This window comes from Helicobacter cynogastricus (assembly GCF_900197855.1).
Taxonomy (GTDB): Bacteria; Campylobacterota; Campylobacteria; order Campylobacterales; family Helicobacteraceae; genus Helicobacter; species Helicobacter cynogastricus.
The window spans coordinates 1-15,602 of sequence record NZ_FZMQ01000007.1; the positions used below are offsets into that span (position 1 = coordinate 1).

A 15,602-nucleotide genomic window follows, 5' to 3' on the forward strand; every position below is an offset into this window, starting at 1 on the left:
AAACAGCCCCACACAAGCAGAACCCAAACCCCCAAGAAACCACCCCGACCTCCCAAAGTAGAAGTTAAAMCAGCCGCACAAACCCCCAAMCCCCCAAACCCCCCAAACCCCCCAAGAAACCACCCCGCCCCCTAAAAAAGTAGAAGTTAAAACAGCCGCACAAACCCCCCAAACACCAACTGCCCCCACACAAGCAGAACCCCAAGTTGCACAAGCAGAACCCCAAACCCCCCAAGAAGCCACACCAGAAGCTAAAGCCCAAGAGGAGGACGAAGACGCGGATTTAGAGGCTGAGTTGCAGGCCTTAGAAGCCCAAGTGGGTGCTCAAAAGGATTAAAATGCGCCTAGAGGAAGCTATCAATCTCAAAGAGCGCATAGAGGCGCGCATAACCAAACTAGAAAAGATGTTAGAGCGTGTCAAAAAGCTCATTGGCGCGCTTACCCCCCTAACTCCTGAGCAGCAAAAAGCTAAAGCGCAACAGGCCCTTTTTGAGCAGATCATGCAAGCAGATCGTATCAGTCCTGAGGATTTAAAAGCCCTAGAAGTGGAGTTTGAGTCCTTTGAGGAATTTGAGGGGGAATTTTCAGAGGAAGGCATAACAAGCACGCCCTTTTTGCAATACTTTAAAAAATTGTCCCCCCTAGATCAACAAGCCTTGCTGAGCGCAAGTTTAAAGGGGTTTGACCTACAAGTTAGCAAGCAGGCCACAGATTTTTTCGCCCAAAACTTGCTAATGATGGCCAACTACGCCCCAAAAATCGCTCTGAGTGCCCTAAGGGATAAAGAGAGCGCCCACTTGCAAATTTTAAGCGCCTTTGTGATGAAATACGGGCAAATCACCCCCGATATCGCCGCTTCAACCGGAGGGTTTGAAGAGTTGCGCGCGCAGCTCACCCAAGAGTTTCACACCTTTAATGACACGTGGCGCTTAAGCCCAGAGCAGATCGCTAAACATCTGCAAGAGCGCTTAAATTATACCATTGAGACCCAAGCAATCAGGGAGGGGTGGCATGCTCACTAACATCCAAAAAGTCCAACTACGCGCTAAAACGCTTCAAAGCTCCCCCACGGTGCAAAAATTGCACCAAATCCTAGGGGCCACACATGAGGTAACACAATACAGCAATGATGACGTGCAAACACAAATAGTAACCCAGCTTGATGTTCTCTTGTTTCACACAATGCAATACGCCTTTGCCCTCCACTATCTGCGCACTTTTCCTTTGGAGGGCTTGGAAATGGAGCCCATCTTAGAGGAAATCCCCTTTTATTATAGAAATGGCGCCGACCCTGTGCTCTTGCCAGATAACGCCCAAGTGAAGGCCTTTTTAAGCGGCGTTTTTGAGCGTTTGAGCGCCCTCAATCTGCAAGAGTTAGACTATACCAAGTTTGATATAGAAAGAGAAAGATATTTTAAAGATTGATTTAAAGAAATTTTTACAGGGGTGAACACCACCTCTACTCCAAGAGTGAGCCCGCTAAGACTTCTTTTGATTTCATTTAAGCAGATTCCCCATAACTTCTTTGACGATTTTAGGGTGCAAGATTTGCCCAGAATGAAAAGGTAAAACCTGTCTAATTTTGCCTTTTGTATAAATCCTATGGCTGCCTTTTTGCCTAGAAAAGATGAACCCATTTGTTAGCAATAGCTTTTCTGCCTCTTTAGCTGTGAGGCGTGGCAATTCAGGCATTTAAAGCCACTTCAATAGGTGCTATGACGGCATTTTTCTTAGACAGAAAGGCTAGCTCATCGGACTCCAAAGTCTCCAAATAAAGCTCTATGGCTTCTTTAATATTTTTTAGAGCTTCCTCATAGCTTTCTCCTTGCGATACGCAACCCTGCAAAGAAGGGACAAAAGCAAAATACCCGTCCTTATCTTTTTCTATGACAGCATTAAAAAGCACACCAGACCTTTAATGAATTTCTTGTAATTATACATTAGACAGAGAAAAATATTTTAAAGATTGATTTAAAGAGGTTTGCCTTCACGGCAAAAGGCTAAATCTTTTTCTAAAAGCTCTGCATAGATTAATAGGGCTTTGATGTTTTCAGAAAGGATGGGGCTAGCTAGCGCGGGTCGCTCTATTTTGGGGATTTGGCACTTAGTAGGAATGTAGACGGGTTTATAGACACGCACACAGCCCCCAAAAAGCAGGGAAAAAGCGCATGGAAAGAATAGAAAAGGTAGAATAGCAACGCCCCCGTGAGGGGGTAAAAATCTATTTGGGAGTTTTGTCATGCCCAAGCAACATGGCAAAAACCCCTTGCGCAAATTCTGCCTTAAAATTTCTTTTTTAGGGCTTAAGTTCGTCTTGAAGTTCAAGCGATAGCGTGAGGTGTTCCCCCACTCTATGTGGGGGTTTCCCCTTATAGATGCCCTCACTTCTCCCCCCCAAACACATCCAAACTTCTTTTAATTGCCTTTAATTCGTGCTCGCAAGTGCTATCTTGAGCGCGCACATGCGCGTATTTCTTTGTGATTGTGTCCTTTTGTTCTTGCAGGCGGGTTACATAGTTGTTCACATCGATATTTTGCTCTAAGATGGCCTTATTTTGCGCTTCTAGGCCCATTTTGCAGGTCTCTCTTTCAATGATGAGCTTACGCCCAAGCCATACACTGCCCCCCAACGCCCCAATGCCTAGTAAAAAGAGCAGAGCCAAGAGGAGCGCGCGCAGATCAAACACCAACACGCCTTAAGGGGTGAAAAAAAGATTTTAAGATAGAATGAAAGAGCCCCTCTGTGCTTGCAGGGGGGTAAACCACACAAAGGGATTTGTCATGGCTAATAGGCGTGACAAAAACCCTGTGCGCGTATTCTACTTTGAGTTCTCTTTTTGGGGGCTTAAGATAGTGCTCAGATTTGAACGCTAGATAAACGCGCCAGAGTTCCCCCGCACTTGCGGGGGTTTCCTTCAGGTGGCTAGCACTCATTTTTTCTCCTCCTCCTCTTTGCTAATGCCTAGTTTCTTACGAATGAGCTTTAAGCCCACTTCTCCTACCACTTCAGCCCCCATATAACCCACGCCACCACTAATGGCAGTAGCTAGGCCTAAGGGCAAGTGCAAATAGTAATCAATGAACTCAAAGCTCACCCAAGTAGTCATCATAGATGAGCCCACCCCCCAAATCACATATCTAAGCCTATCTCCTAGCCCGCTCAAGGCCTCATCTTTGATAGACTTGAGCACAAACAACCAGCCCACACAAAAGCCTACAAAGAGCACTAAGATATAGGGCAAGATAGCGCGAAACTCCACGCCCAAAATAAGAAAGTCCTGTTTAGTCATTCTCAAAGTGCCGTCTAATTTTTCCTTGCAAACTATCTAACTTCTGCTCTAAAACCTGCACTTTTACTAAACTACGGTCTAATCGCTCCTCTGTTTTGCCAATTTCATAGACTAAAAAGCCCAAAGAGCCCGTCTGCAAAGCATTGAGCAAAATGAGCAAAAAGCCAATAGAGACCATGCGATCTAATTTGCGCATGGACACCTGCGCGCATGGGGGTTTGACCTCTTTCATCAGGCAATCCCGCTTTCTTTAATGAAGCTTTTGACATCAAAACAGGGGCACTCTTTGCCCTTGTCTAAATCCCTATGCCCGCAAAAGGTGGCTGAAGGGTATTTTTTGGCAAGCTCAACACAGAGCTTTTTAAGAGCCTCAACTTGTTCAGGGGTGCGCGTGTCTTTGGGCTTAAGGGTTTTGGCATCCTTGCCTCCAATGTAGCAAATGCCCAAACTCCCGCTATTGTGTCCTCTAACATGCGCGCCCACTTCATGCTCTTGTCTGCCTTTTTCAATGCTTCCATCTAGCAAGATCACATAGTGGTAGCCAATCTGATCAAAGCCTCTTTCTTTGTGCCATCTATCAATGTCCCATTTGTCATGAGGGCGTCCCTCTGGGGTGTCGCTACAATGAATGACAATACGGTTGATGTTTTGGTGTGTTTTGGTCATGTTAGTCCTTGAATAATCTTAAGCTAAATTGCACATGCGCTAGGCTCAGATGTTCTTTGACTTCTTGTAAAGCCATCTTTTGGAAATCAAAACGCCCTTCTAAAAAGCTCGGAGTGCTGTGGAAAAAATCCAAAATCGGGTCTAAATTTTCCCAAAGTTGGTTGCCCACGCCCAAAAACGCGCAATACAAACTACAGGGCAGGCGCACGCTCTGAATGTCTAATCTCTCCACCCCCTCAATGATGACAAAGAGCCCGGGGTTTTGAATGGTGTTAGAATCTAGAATAAAATGCGCGTCAGGAAAAACTTGCTCTAGGATTTGAGTAGCGCGTCTTAGAATTTTCATAGCCCAAAGTCCCTAGTGCGCACAAATCTTTGAGCCGGGGCCTCTATTAAAGGCGCGCGCTCAATGGCCTTACGCGCGTTTTCATAAATTAGCGCATCTTCATCGCTAAAAGGCATTTTTAACAGTCGTTTAAGACGCATTAAAGCAAAGTCATAGAGCGCATAAATGGGGGCTTTGCGCCCTGCACAAAATTCTAAGCTCTCAGTATAAGCCCAGCTGAGCATAGAATCACTGATAAGTTCAGGATTTAAAAGCAAACTTAGCGCGCGTGTGCGCAAATCTTCTAGATTGAACTCTTGCATTCAAGCAGAATAATACAAGCGCGCGCGCTTTTTTGCGCACTCAAAACAACATGGGGATAAAGCGAAGTTCTAAATCCACAGGCGGGGTGAAATCGGTAGGCCCTCCACCCCAAAAAAGAATGGGTTTTTCATCTTCTAACACCCCGCTAGTGATATACTCTAAGCGCAATTTCAAAGAGGGGCTGATGAAAAGGGGCGTGCTAAAGCACTCACTAGCGCTCCCTTGAAGCAAAATTTTCTCATTGGCCAATAAGCGCAGCTTAGCGCGCTCAAAGGCACGCTGTTTTTCATCTGTGATGTTAACAGATGCGCTGATAGAAAGTTGCCCCACAAGCACCCCGCCTAATCCCTCAAAGATTTTAAACCCCGGACTACTTTGGGCCTCAATTTTGCGCTCACTTAAACTCCCTTTGCCAAGCAAGGCTATAACAGCTTCGCGCGCACCAGCCACCACGCTCTGCTTAAAAAATTCTAGGGTGTCTGTGGGGATGAGTAGGGGGGCTTGGTGGGTGATGTTTTTAAAGCTAGCCTTGAGGATTTCTAGGCTAGGACGGGTGTGGCGCGCTAAGATGCTTTGCATCTGCTTGGTGGTGATGTGCATCTGCATGGAATGGGTGACTAAGTCTTGGTTGAATCTAAGGGTGTTGCGCGCCTTTAGGGGTTTGACTTGGGCGATTTTTCTTTGTGCAGTGGGGGTGGTGGGCAGATTTAAAGAGGCTAGGGCTTTTTCAAGAAGCGCGCACTCTTCAGAAAAAAGCTTAAGCTCAGCTAGAAAATCTGGCGGGCGTATTTGCAGGGGAGTGATGATGGGAAGGCGCATTAACTTTTCACAGGGTCGCTTAAAAACGCGCCTAGTTGGGCGTGTATTTCTTGTTCAAGGGGGCTTAAAGTCTGGTTTAATTCGACTTTAAGGGGTTTTGAATAGACACTATTAGCCTCGATCTGATAAATTTCAGCAAATTTAGCAAAATCTGGGCTCCCTGCGCTTTTTTCCAATTCTTCTATGCGTTTGGGCAAGATGGAATTATTTGCTTGCAAAGTTTTGAGCACTTCTAGGTGTATCTGCTTTAAAGTAGAGTTATCAGCTCTGCTCTGCGTGTTGGTAGCTGGAGTTGCTGCGTTAGCTTGGGTTTTGCTATTGAGCAGGGCTAAAATCTCATACAATCCCTTTTCTAGGACTTCTATACGCTTGGCTATAGATTCTAAATTATGCAGCGCGTCTGCACTCTTTTCTGGTGCTGGGGCTTGAGTTGGGTTTGGATTTGCTAGAATGGCTTGAGTTGCGTTTGGCTCACTGGTGGGCGGGTTTAATTCGCTCATAAAAACTCCTTGAATAAAATTTAACGCTTGTTTTAAGATATTGGGCTTGTTGACTAGGCCTAACGCACTGATGGTGATGACTTGATTTTGTGAGTCCACTAGATAAGTGGGGCTTAAATAGCGGTAGGCACGATCTTTAAGCAAAGCGCGCCCGGCTTCATTCCACTCCACCACGCCCCAAATGCTCCCCTCTTTCTCTTGCAAAGAAGCGTTTTTAATCCAGCCAATGGCAGGGCCGCTATGATCTTGCTCGATGGGCAAATCGATCTGATTAGCCTTGAGCGTGGCTAGAATTTCTGTAGGCACTAGGAAGGTGCGCCCATCGATGCCTTGAATGTGTCCAATAGGGGAAATCATCACTTGCATGCGCGCATCTTAGCGATTTTAGCGCGCCTTTTTTGCGCAAGGGGTGTTAAGTGCTTTGATTAAGATGCTTTTTATGAGTGCAGTAGATTTTTTATTTAACATCGTTTTTAATGTGGATGGAGAGCCGCGCATTGTGCGCACACGCAGGGCGCTACAAAGTATGAGCGAGCAAGAGCGCGCTGCAGCTCAAGCAGCGCGCGCCGCTCAAGCAGCCGAGCGCGAACACACCGCGCAATTAAAAGAATTAGACTCAGCAATCCAGCAAAACACCAACTCTTTTAAGAGTTTGGCTGGTCTGCTCACTACGGGCTTATTTGCTGGGCAAGTCAGCTCCACGATGCAAGCTCTAGGGGCCCAAGAGCAGTTAAAAAACTCCTTGACCTCTTTAATTTACACCAATGCCCAAACGCGCGATAGTTTGGGGCAGAATTTGAGCGTGATGGAAAAATGGAAGCTCTCCAGCGCAGAGGCGGCCAACACGTACAAAGCCCTAGATCAGATTCAGGCCAAAACTAAGTTTAATCTGAATGATTTGGGCGAAATGTTCAAATCTTTCTATTCCACAGCTTCTAAGTCTATGGGTTTGCAAGACGCACTTAAGGTGATGGAAGCCATTGCTTACAGCGCGCAGGTCAGCGGAGCGGGGGTAGATAGTCTAAAAGCTACGCTGGATAGTTTAGGGGATGGGAGCGCAGCCACTGCTACAGACTTTGGGCGTTTTGTGAACTCTTTGGGGCTAACCACTGAAGCGATGAAAAAGGCCAAAGAAGAGGGCAATTTGGCCAATCTGATGTTAGAGAAAATGGGCAAATTTAAAGACACGGCGCAAATGAGCGCAGGCTCTTGGGAAGAAGTGTGGAGCAATTTTACCAACGCGATCAACACGCTCAAAGAAAACGCCCTAGCCCCCTATTTTGAGAGCATTAAAAAGACTTTTGCAGGCTGGACACAGTACTTAGAAAAAAACGCCGACTTGTTAAAAAACATTGTGGCATCTTGCATGAAATTTGGCAAAGTGCTTTTAGCTTTGGGGGCGGGCTTTGTGGCCTACAAGGCACAAATGCTAGCAGCTAGCCTAGCTACCAAGGCCTACACTCTAGCCCAAGGGGCTTTAGCTGGGAGTGTGGGTGTAACCACTTTGGCGCTCAAAGCGATGCGCATGGCTATTTTGCGCCTAGGAATCCCTGCTATGATTGCTTTGGCTGTAGAATTGTGGCTTAACTGGGATCAGATTACTAAATGGATGAAGGGGGCATGGGAGAAAAGCCTTTATGCCATCAAAGCTCTTTGGCATAATGTGCTCACGGGCTTAAAAATTGCTCTTAAATCCTACGCGCATTTTTATATCAGCACTCTTGAGGCCATGCTCTCCAAACTCACCCAAGCCCTAGGGGGCTTTGCTCCCGCCTTTTTAAAAAGCACCACCCATATTTTAAGCCAAACTAAGGCGCGCTACACCCAAGAGCTCGCCGCTTTAAAAAACTCCTTCCAATCCTTGAGCGCGCCTAGCACGCCTACTAAAAGCACCCCCACCAAAACCCCCACCCCCACAAAACCCCCGCAAGCTAGCTTAGTGTGGAACTTGCAAAAACCCACCCCCTCTGTACAAAAAGCCAAAGCCAACACAGACGCGCTAGCTAGAGCTCTAAGAGAGATTGCTAGGGGTAGCATGAGCGAATATGAGCGCAAACTAGATGACATCAAGCAAAAAACCCAAGAGTGGATCAAAGCTGGGGTGAGCAAGAACCTAGCGCTCAAGGAACAAGCGCGCTTAATCGCGCAACTGAGTGAGCAAAACCAAGAGAATCAACGCTTGGCCGTGCTGGACTTTTTGGATAAAAAACGCGCCCTGCAAAGCGCGCTAGCCCCAAAGGAAAGCGCAGAGCTTGAAGCAGAAAAAACGCGCTATGAGGAGGCCATTAGACATTTAAATCAGGAGGCCCAAGAGAAATTTAAAAACCACCTTTGGAGTGTGGAACAAATTGAGCAACTCTACACACTAGAAACGCGCCTGCATGAAAAAAAGTTAAAGGACCTAGCAGAAAACGCGCTTAAGGCCAAAGAGGAGGCAAGAGCGCGCGCGTTAGCCTTGAAAATGGAGCAAATCAACGCCCAAGCGCAAGTAGATTTAGACATCCGCCAAAAAAGTATCGATTTGATGGATGAGGGGCTCAACAAACAAATAGCCTTAGAGAAATTGCGCCACGATCAGGTGCTAGCCAACTTGAATAAAGAGATGGAAGCGCGCTTAAAAGCGGGCAAAATCACGCAGGCGCAGGCCAATAAACTCTACGCACTAGAGGAAGAAACCCACAAAAAACGCCTTTTAGACATCCAAAATCAGGCCAAAGCAGAGCCGCCCCAAAAGCGCGAACTAGGCGCGTTGTTTAAAATGGATTTGGCCGGGGTGATGAGCACTGCGTTCACTAAGGGCTCAGAGGCTGCCCATGACAAAATGGCCGATATGTTCGCCTCTTCTTTCAAACAAGGCTTTTTAGGCCCACTGCTAAGCGGGGATTTGCAAGGGGCGTTAAAATCCGTGCTAGGGCCTCAATTTGAAATCAAGGCCGGAAGCTTTTTAGACAAGTTTCAAGGCGTGTTAAACACCTTTTCAGCGGGCTTTCAAACGCTCTTAGCAGGTTTTGGAGCAGGGATGGCTGCTGGGGGCTTGGTGGGGGGCTTTATTGACACACAAGGAGACAAACAGGCCCAAAAGCGCATGAAAATGGGCACAACTTTAGGGAGTTTGAGCGGGGCGGGCGTGGGCGCGGCTCTAAGCCCAGTTTTAGGGCCTTTGGGGCCAGTTTTGGGGGGAGTTTTTGGGGGGGTGCTAGGGACTTTGATTGGAGGTTTTAGCTCTAAGAAGGTAGAGACCACTTTAGTAGATAAGGGCATCAAGTTTTTCAACGATGCGACCAGCAAAAGCGTGAATGCGAGCTTTTATGAGCTTAAAAAAGAGAGCACCACAAAGAGCAGCTGGTGGGGACTGGTTAAAAACACTTCGACGCGCTTTTGGACAGAGTATGCGCGCGTGGGCACTTATGCTAGCGATCAGATTAAGAAGTCTTTGGCCACTTATGAGGACTTGGTGGAGGATTTGCTAGGCGTGCGCAAGAGTTTGAGCATTCAAGCAGGCAAGTATAAAGACACCTCCAGCGCGCTAGCTACTAGCATTGATGCAGTCATTGCGGCGGGCTTGGGCGTAGCTCAAAAGACTTTGCAAAGACGCGTAGAATTTGGGACGATGATTAAGGATAAATGGGGCGAGCGCGAATATGGAAGCTATGCTAATATGTACCAAAACTACGGGGAAGATTTGGCCAAAAAGCGCGGGGGCAGACTATTAGACACATGGCATCAAGATTATTGGCTGGAGGATAAGAAAAAGCAGATTTATAAGATCAATCGCGCCTTTAAAATTGAGGGCTACTACACCAACCCCATTGTAGAAAAGGTGCGCAAATATTGGGAGGATTATGCCAAGGGGCTTAAAAGAGATATCAACCAAGTGGTGCAAGAGACTTTAGGCAACTTTGTTAAAAAGGGCCAAGAATTCAAGCAATGGAAGTTTCGCTTTAAAGAGGACAATATAGGCGAGCAAAAATACCTAGAAGAGTTGGCTCAGCAGCAAAAACAAAGACTCTTAGATCTGCTGGATTTAAAGGGCGTGGATGTGAACATGGACAATTTCTTAGACATCCGCCAAAGCGTTTTAGTCAAAAGCATGGACCCGCGCACTATTGAGCTTTTAAACGGACTAGGAGATAGCATCATGCGCGCAGCCGATGCGCATAAAGCCTATGAGCAAGCCCTCAAAGCCCAAAACAAGACCACCAAAGCGGCCATTGATTTAGAGAGAGAAAAGGAGAAACTGCGTTTTAGAGATTTGCTACTAGAGCGCACCAAGCGCGCCCAAAGCCCTAGCCAAGCCCCAAATACAGACCCTACCAATGCAAAAATCTTAAGCACTCTGCAGAGCATGCTCTCCTTACAAAGAGAGACTGCCGCGCTTTAAAAGCGCAAAAAGGCCTTTTTTGTCTTGTTAAGATTAGCAAAAAAGGAGAATTTATGAAACTCACACCAGAAACACAGGCGGCCATTAGCAAGTCCTTAAGCGCAGTTTTTGCCAAGAATTTAGCCAATAAGGAAAAAACTTATCAAAAAGTCGCACTAGAGGTGAGCGCTAACACCATGACCATAGATTACCGCTGGTTAGCCTCATTGCCTAGTATGCGTGAGTGGGTGGGCGAACGCCAACTTAAAGAATTAGAAGGCTATAGCTACACCATCACCAAAAAGAACTGGGAGAGCACGATTAAAGTAGATAGAGACTTGATCACTTACGACTCCTTGGGCATTGTGGGTGCGCAAGTAGCCAGCATGGCCGATCTCATCATTGATCATTACAACAGCCTCATCTTTGGGCTGTTTAATAACAATGGGAACTGCTATGATGGGCAAGCCTTTTTCCACAAACAACACGCGGTAGGGCAGGCGCAATACTCTAATTTGGAAGATTGGGATTTAGATGAGGACAATCTGCTCAATGCACGCAAGAACATGATGAGTTTGACTAATGAGAGTGGGCAACCTTTAAATATCATGCCCAATTTGCTACTCATCCACCCTAGCCTAGAAGCAAGTGCGATGCGTTTGCTCAAGGCGGCCACTAATGCCAATGGCGCGAGCAATATTTGCTATGGCTTGATGGATTATTTGGTCTGTCCGTATTTAAATAACGCTAATCGCTGGATTTTGCTAGACACCACCAAGACCATCAAGCCCCTCATCTTGCAAAAAAATAAACCCGTAGAGTTTAACGCCCTAGATAAGAGCGATAGCGCGCAAAACTTTCTGCGCAGAGAGCTTTTATACGGGATTGATAGCGAGGATAACGCCGGGTATGGCTTGTGGCAATTGGCCTTTTGTGGAAAGTGGGAATGAGGTTAATGATTTTCAAAGCAAAAATGGGGAATAATAGGGCTAGTGTTGGGCGCTTTGCCCCGCCCTTGAGTGGTCAATACAACGGCATGGCGAGTACCATTGAGATCACTAGCACTATTACGAGCTTCCTCATGGATACCTCTCTTTCCGGGGTATCCCCCACTACACCCCCGACCCTCAAAGTCCTAAGACTGATACGCCAAATGTCGCCAAAAAGAGAAAGTAAACATTCCTTAATAAGATTATAGCGCAAACACACTTGAAAGGAAAAAGATGCAAACAGACAACGCAGCCCAAGCGATTAAAGTGAATCACCCACCCGCTAAAGACGGGTGGGCTTCTTGTTTCAACGATCCATAACTAGCTATATCCAGTATGTAGCCATACTTAGTTACAGCCCCGTTAGCGGAATCTCCACAAGCGTAACTTCGGGTTATCCCTACCCTAGTTTTATCTACCTTGATAGCGTGTCTTTCATCTAGCATACCCAAAGCATAATTTCTAATATTGATACTGGCGTTTAGGTCTCTGTGATGGCGTGTTTGACAACATGGGCAGACAAAATTTCTAATATTGAGTGGCTTTTTACCTGTGTTGCTCCCACAGGTCGAGCAGATTTGAGAGCTAGGAAAGTATTGGTTAATTTTGATAAGGGTTTTACCCTTCCAACCAGCCTTATATTCTAATAGACTAATGAGCCTAGACCAGCTAGCATTGGCAATGCTCTTAGCTAGTTTGTGGTTTTTAACCAAATTCCTAACTTTCAAGGTTTCTACTGCTATCAAATCGTATTGATTGGTTATCTCATTACTGATTTTATGCAAGTAGTCTTCTCTGCTATTGCTGATAGAAGCGTGGATTTGTGCCACTTTCTTAGCTTGTTTTTCTCTATTGCTAGAGCCTTTTAGTTTCTTAGACAATCTCCTTTGCGCTTTAGTGAGTTTGGTTTGTAGATTCTGGAAAAACTTTTTATAGGGATAGAACACGCCATTACTGGCGATGACTAGAGACTCTAAACCCATATCTAAACCCACGGCTTTTTTGATAGTTATGGGTTTAGGTTCAGGCTTATTGTCCTCATAACTGACAGAGAGATAGTATTTATCCGCTACACAAGAGATAAACCCCTGCTTGACGATAGAGTTTGTAGGCAAATGCCTATGAAACTTGGCTTTAATAGCTTCTTTGAATTTGGGTAGCTTGACTTGGTTGTTGCCTAAATCCACTCTTAAGTGTTGCGGGACACAGAAAGATTGCTTGGCATACTTTTTAGATTTGAATCTAGGATAATCTGCTAACTTGGAAAAGAATTTATCAAAAGCTGTAGTTAGTTGCCTGAGTGCCATTTGCAAGCTTTGAGAGTTGCATTCACTCAAATAAGTGTAAGCCTCTTGCTTTTTAAGGGTGGTGAGCACCTTTTGCATGCTGAAATAATTTTCTCTAATGCCTGACGCGTATTGCTTTTGGCGGTATGCTAAAAAGTAGTTATAGACCACCCTAGCACAGCCAAAGTGCTTGTGTATCAAGGTTTTTTGCTCAACACTAGGATAAATTCTAAACTTTATTGCTTTAAGCAATTTCTTACGCCTTAACTTACATCATTGTAACATAATTTTATAAAATATTTTTGAGTTAGAGCTATGAAAGAAAACCATTACAAAGACGAGTGGGATTTCTGCCGGAGAGTTTTCAAATGACATTCAAGGGAACTTGGAGACTATGCTACAAAACAAAGAGGAGGAGCAAAAGCCAAAATCTAAGAGCGCTATCAAAAACGCCCAAGGTTTGGAAAGCCAGCTAAAAACTCCTAACCAATCCCCCACCCTACAAACCATTTAAACACCGCGCGCGTGCAGGCGCGCCTTCAAAATTCATATAAATTCACATAGATTTAAAGCGTGTTAAACAGCCCTTAAAGGGCTAGAGAAAAAAGAACCACCCGGAGAGAACCGGAAAAAGGAGCGCGCGTCAGTGTTGACTAGCGGACTTAATTTTTAACCAAAAAAAGCTTAAAGATAACCAAATTTCAGCCCGCAACAAGAGAATTTGAGGCAAAATTGGGCGATGGAAGATAGAATCCAAAACCTCAACAAATGAAAAGAGTCCTTTTAGCCTCCTTTTTGTGCGCGCGCTTGCTTGCAGAGAGTAATGGGTTGTATTTAAGTGGTGGGGGGGTGTATTCCTATGGGAATATCCAAACGCATCTAAGCTCTCAAGAATTTAGCACCCCCTCTGTGCGTACCTCCTTTGATTTTTTGGGCTATAACTTCTCTTTGGGCTTCAAACATTTCTTTTTTTGCAAGAAGCGTTGCGCTTTGCGCTATCATATCGACTTTAGCAAGAGTAATGGAGAGCCTTACGGGCTGGTGATGGGTTTAGCTGGGATGGATTTTATGTACAATTTTTACGAGTCGCCTAAAATGCTGTTGAATTTTGGGCTGTATGCTGGCTTTGGCTTGGCTATTCAGCACTGGCTGGGGGTAGAGGCTTTGAGATTTGGGGTACGTGATAGAATTATGCCCAAAGACCTCCCCCTTCCAGGAGAGTCTAAAAGCTTTCAATCTAGCATAGGCGCGCTGGAGTTTCAGCTCCCCTTGAGTGTGGGGCTGCGTTATCAGACTTATGTCTTTGGCTTGGAGCTAGGCGCGCTCTTTCCACTCATTCCAAATCACATCCAACGATTCAGCCAGGGCGTGTCTGGGTTTTTGGAGATGAAAAGGGATTTTGCGCTGGTTTTTAATCTAGTGCTCGCGCTGGATTTTGAGAGCTTCAAGCCCCGCAAAAAGCCGAGCAAAGACTAATTTAGCAACCGCGCGCTAAACCCCCTATTAGCTCTCAAACCTTGCAGGAGTTAGTAGAGAGAATAGTTTGTGGCTTCCTCGCAAACGGCACAAATCATTCTGATTTGCACCGGCTCGTTGGAGAGAAAAACCCAAGTGATTAAGATTGATAGATTCTATCCTAGCTCTAAAACTTGTTCTAGTGGGGAGGTTAAAGAGGATTTGAGCCTAAAAGATAGGGAGCGGGCATATAGTGCCCGCCAAAATTGCCCCTCTTGTGGCTTTTCTTTGGATAGAGATTTGAACGCAAGTATAAATATTCATAGAGGGCGGGCTCACTCTTGGAGTAGAGGCTAAGAGCCGCCTAGCGGGCTAGCCTTGATGATCCGGCCAATCCCGCAAGCTTAAAGCTATGGGAGTATGTCAACGTGTTACCAATGAGCAGACTTTGCAAGGCTTTATCCCCCTCAATCAACTTGCGGGCGTGGTCTACGAACTTGGAGTAATGCGCGCTGAAATGGGGGTTTTTGGCGCGTTCTAATTCTAAGTAATAGCGGTAGTATGCGCTATAACAATGATGCCCCCCGCTAGAGCCTAAAGCTAAAATCGCTTCTTTAATCAGTTCTAAATTAAACTTGCGTTTGCTTTCATGTTGTCCGGGCTGTTTGCCTACTTTGCTTTGCAGGCCTTCCATGCCTTTTTCTTGATACAAACGCATCCATTTGAGGATTTTATTGGCCATGTTGGAGACTTGGACATTGCTTTTTTCAAACTCTCCGCGCGCTTCTAAAAGGACACGGACCACCAAAGCCACGGCGAAGTGTTGTTGTGTGCCCATTATGAAATTTACGATGCGGTGTTTCTCTTGGGGGGTGTGGATTCTTTTAGTGATGTCAAAATCGCCCATATTTTTGAGGATATAGGCCTTAACCTCGCGCTCCTCTTGGAGATTTTGCGTGCGCTTGAAGCTGTTGAGGGTAACGCGAGGAGTGGGGACATAAGCACAGAAGTCAGGCATCTTAACTCCTTTTGGTGAACCCAAGAACTCAAAGTATGGTGCATTGAAACATAAACTTTATTTGAACCAGCTTAAAGCACCAAGCACTAGAGGCGGGATTTCTGCTTTAGAGTTTTAAATTTCATACCCCCTCACCCTCCACCCCCCAGCACCCAAAAACCTAAAGGTAAACATTGCTTGTAATGAGGTAGGGGATAGGTGTGTGGCCTTATTCTTGCTGTAATTTTTTGACTAAATCGATCACTTCTTGTATTTGTGTATTATTAAGTTTGCCTTCATGCACGAATCGCACCTTGCCTGCTTTATCTAGCACGACAATTAAACTTTCTTGCTTTTTTAAATCCCAAGCTTTTTGCACCACGCCGTCATTATCCATCACCACTTGGCTTTTTGGATGCTCTCTCTTAGCCTTTTTGGTTTCTCCGCGCACAAAAAGTCCTGTACCCATAATGGCATCATCTACATTAATGATGTTGGTTGTTTGATATTTATTTTCGTCAAAATGTTCTGCAACAATGCGATCCATAAGAGGTTGATTTTCTGCCTTCACTCTTTTGCGACCAGCTATGT

The 15,602-nt window shown here is 45.6% G+C and carries 20 protein-coding genes and 1 pseudogene; 6 read left to right on the forward strand and 15 right to left on the reverse strand.

Going from position 1 to position 15,602, the window contains the following annotated elements; all coding sequences use genetic code 11:
* The first annotated feature begins 338 nt into the window (after positions 1–338).
* Together C6H00_RS04085 and C6H00_RS04090 are read left to right on the forward strand one after the other, a co-directional pair.
* Positions 339–1,022 (forward strand): hypothetical protein, encoded by a 684-nt coding sequence (locus C6H00_RS04085; RefSeq protein ID WP_104749770.1) that lies wholly within the window; start codon positions 339–341, stop codon positions 1,020–1,022.
* Positions 1,012–1,425, forward strand: coding sequence for a hypothetical protein (locus C6H00_RS04090; RefSeq protein ID WP_104749771.1), 414 nt, complete (start codon positions 1,012–1,014; stop codon positions 1,423–1,425). The genes C6H00_RS04085 and C6H00_RS04090 overlap by 11 nt, the downstream gene beginning before the upstream one ends.
* A gap of 72 nt (positions 1,426–1,497) precedes the next feature.
* Here the strand turns inward: C6H00_RS04090 and C6H00_RS04095 are convergent, their stop codons facing one another.
* The 12 genes from C6H00_RS04095 to C6H00_RS04150 all read right to left on the reverse strand — a co-directional run bounded on the left by C6H00_RS04095 (position 1,498) and on the right by C6H00_RS04150 (position 6,290).
* On the reverse strand, positions 1,498–1,692 hold the full coding sequence (locus tag C6H00_RS04095; RefSeq protein WP_104749772.1) for a type II toxin-antitoxin system HicA family toxin: 195 nt from the start codon (positions 1,690–1,692) through the stop codon (positions 1,498–1,500).
* Positions 1,685–1,906, reverse strand: a complete 222-nt coding sequence (locus C6H00_RS04100; protein ID WP_104749773.1) for a type II toxin-antitoxin system HicB family antitoxin — start codon at positions 1,904–1,906, stop codon at positions 1,685–1,687. The genes C6H00_RS04095 and C6H00_RS04100 overlap by 8 nt, the downstream gene beginning before the upstream one ends.
* 65 nt (positions 1,907–1,971) lie before the next feature.
* Complete coding sequence (locus tag C6H00_RS04105) at positions 1,972–2,139, reverse strand: hypothetical protein (protein WP_324728457.1); 168 nt, start codon at positions 2,137–2,139, stop codon at positions 1,972–1,974.
* 242 nt (positions 2,140–2,381) lie between these two features.
* Entirely contained in the window at positions 2,382–2,687 is a 306-nt protein-coding gene (locus tag C6H00_RS04110) for a hypothetical protein (RefSeq protein ID WP_104749774.1), read from the reverse strand.
* Positions 2,680–2,934, reverse strand: a complete 255-nt coding sequence (locus C6H00_RS04115; protein WP_104749775.1) for a hypothetical protein — start codon at positions 2,932–2,934, stop codon at positions 2,680–2,682. Before C6H00_RS04115 ends, C6H00_RS04110 begins: the two co-directional genes overlap by 8 nt.
* Positions 2,931–3,290: a holin gene (locus tag C6H00_RS04120; RefSeq protein WP_104749776.1), complete on the reverse strand. Its 360-nt coding sequence runs from the start codon at positions 3,288–3,290 to the stop codon at positions 2,931–2,933. Before C6H00_RS04120 ends, C6H00_RS04115 begins: the two co-directional genes overlap by 4 nt.
* A complete protein-coding gene (locus C6H00_RS04125) occupies positions 3,283–3,522 on the reverse strand; it encodes a hypothetical protein (protein WP_104749027.1) in 240 nt (79 codons plus the stop codon). Before C6H00_RS04125 ends, C6H00_RS04120 begins: the two co-directional genes overlap by 8 nt.
* Complete coding sequence (locus tag C6H00_RS04130; RefSeq protein ID WP_104749028.1) at positions 3,522–3,956, reverse strand: N-acetylmuramoyl-L-alanine amidase; 435 nt, start codon at positions 3,954–3,956, stop codon at positions 3,522–3,524. Before C6H00_RS04130 ends, C6H00_RS04125 begins: the two co-directional genes overlap by 1 nt.
* Before the next feature lies 1 nt (position 3,957).
* The gene (locus C6H00_RS04135) at positions 3,958–4,302 is read right to left on the reverse strand and encodes a hypothetical protein (RefSeq protein ID WP_104749777.1); all 345 of its coding nucleotides are present in this window, start codon (positions 4,300–4,302) and stop codon (positions 3,958–3,960) included.
* The gene (locus C6H00_RS04140) at positions 4,299–4,604 is read right to left on the reverse strand and encodes a hypothetical protein (RefSeq protein ID WP_104749778.1); all 306 of its coding nucleotides are present in this window, start codon (positions 4,602–4,604) and stop codon (positions 4,299–4,301) included. Before C6H00_RS04140 ends, C6H00_RS04135 begins: the two co-directional genes overlap by 4 nt.
* A gap of 40 nt (positions 4,605–4,644) precedes the next feature.
* Positions 4,645–5,424 (reverse strand): hypothetical protein, encoded by a 780-nt coding sequence (locus C6H00_RS04145; protein WP_104749779.1) that lies wholly within the window; start codon positions 5,422–5,424, stop codon positions 4,645–4,647.
* Complete coding sequence (locus C6H00_RS04150) at positions 5,424–6,290, reverse strand: phage protease (protein ID WP_104749780.1); 867 nt, start codon at positions 6,288–6,290, stop codon at positions 5,424–5,426. Before C6H00_RS04150 ends, C6H00_RS04145 begins: the two co-directional genes overlap by 1 nt.
* 55 nt (positions 6,291–6,345) lie before the next feature.
* On the opposite strand from C6H00_RS04150, the gene C6H00_RS04155 reads away from it, so the two are divergent.
* Complete coding sequence (locus C6H00_RS04155) at positions 6,346–10,305, forward strand: phage tail tape measure protein (protein ID WP_158655726.1); 3,960 nt, start codon at positions 6,346–6,348, stop codon at positions 10,303–10,305.
* A 53-nt stretch (positions 10,306–10,358) separates the two neighbouring features.
* A complete protein-coding gene (locus tag C6H00_RS04160; RefSeq protein ID WP_104749782.1) occupies positions 10,359–11,234 on the forward strand; it encodes a Mu-like prophage major head subunit gpT family protein in 876 nt (291 codons plus the stop codon).
* Between the two features lie 311 nt (positions 11,235–11,545).
* Here the strand turns inward: C6H00_RS04160 and C6H00_RS04170 are convergent, their stop codons facing one another.
* A complete protein-coding gene (locus tag C6H00_RS04170) occupies positions 11,546–12,811 on the reverse strand; it encodes an RNA-guided endonuclease InsQ/TnpB family protein (protein ID WP_104749784.1) in 1,266 nt (421 codons plus the stop codon).
* Positions 12,812–13,327: 516 nt separating this feature from the next.
* On the opposite strand from C6H00_RS04170, the gene C6H00_RS04175 reads away from it, so the two are divergent.
* Both C6H00_RS04175 and C6H00_RS04180 read left to right on the forward strand, forming a co-directional pair.
* Positions 13,328–14,035, forward strand: coding sequence for an outer membrane beta-barrel protein (locus C6H00_RS04175; RefSeq protein WP_104749785.1), 708 nt, complete (start codon positions 13,328–13,330; stop codon positions 14,033–14,035).
* A gap of 117 nt (positions 14,036–14,152) precedes the next feature.
* Positions 14,153–14,390: pseudogene (locus tag C6H00_RS04180) on the forward strand (zinc ribbon domain-containing protein); the annotation flags it as partial.
* Here C6H00_RS04180 and C6H00_RS04185 read toward each other — a convergent pair.
* Positions 14,379–15,032, reverse strand: a complete 654-nt coding sequence (locus C6H00_RS04185; RefSeq protein ID WP_104749786.1) for a hypothetical protein — start codon at positions 15,030–15,032, stop codon at positions 14,379–14,381. The pseudogene C6H00_RS04180 and the gene C6H00_RS04185 overlap by 12 nt on opposite strands.
* A 208-nt stretch (positions 15,033–15,240) precedes the next feature.
* On the reverse strand, positions 15,241–15,602 hold a 362-nt coding region (locus C6H00_RS04190), incomplete at its 5' end, for a YtfJ family protein (protein ID WP_104749787.1).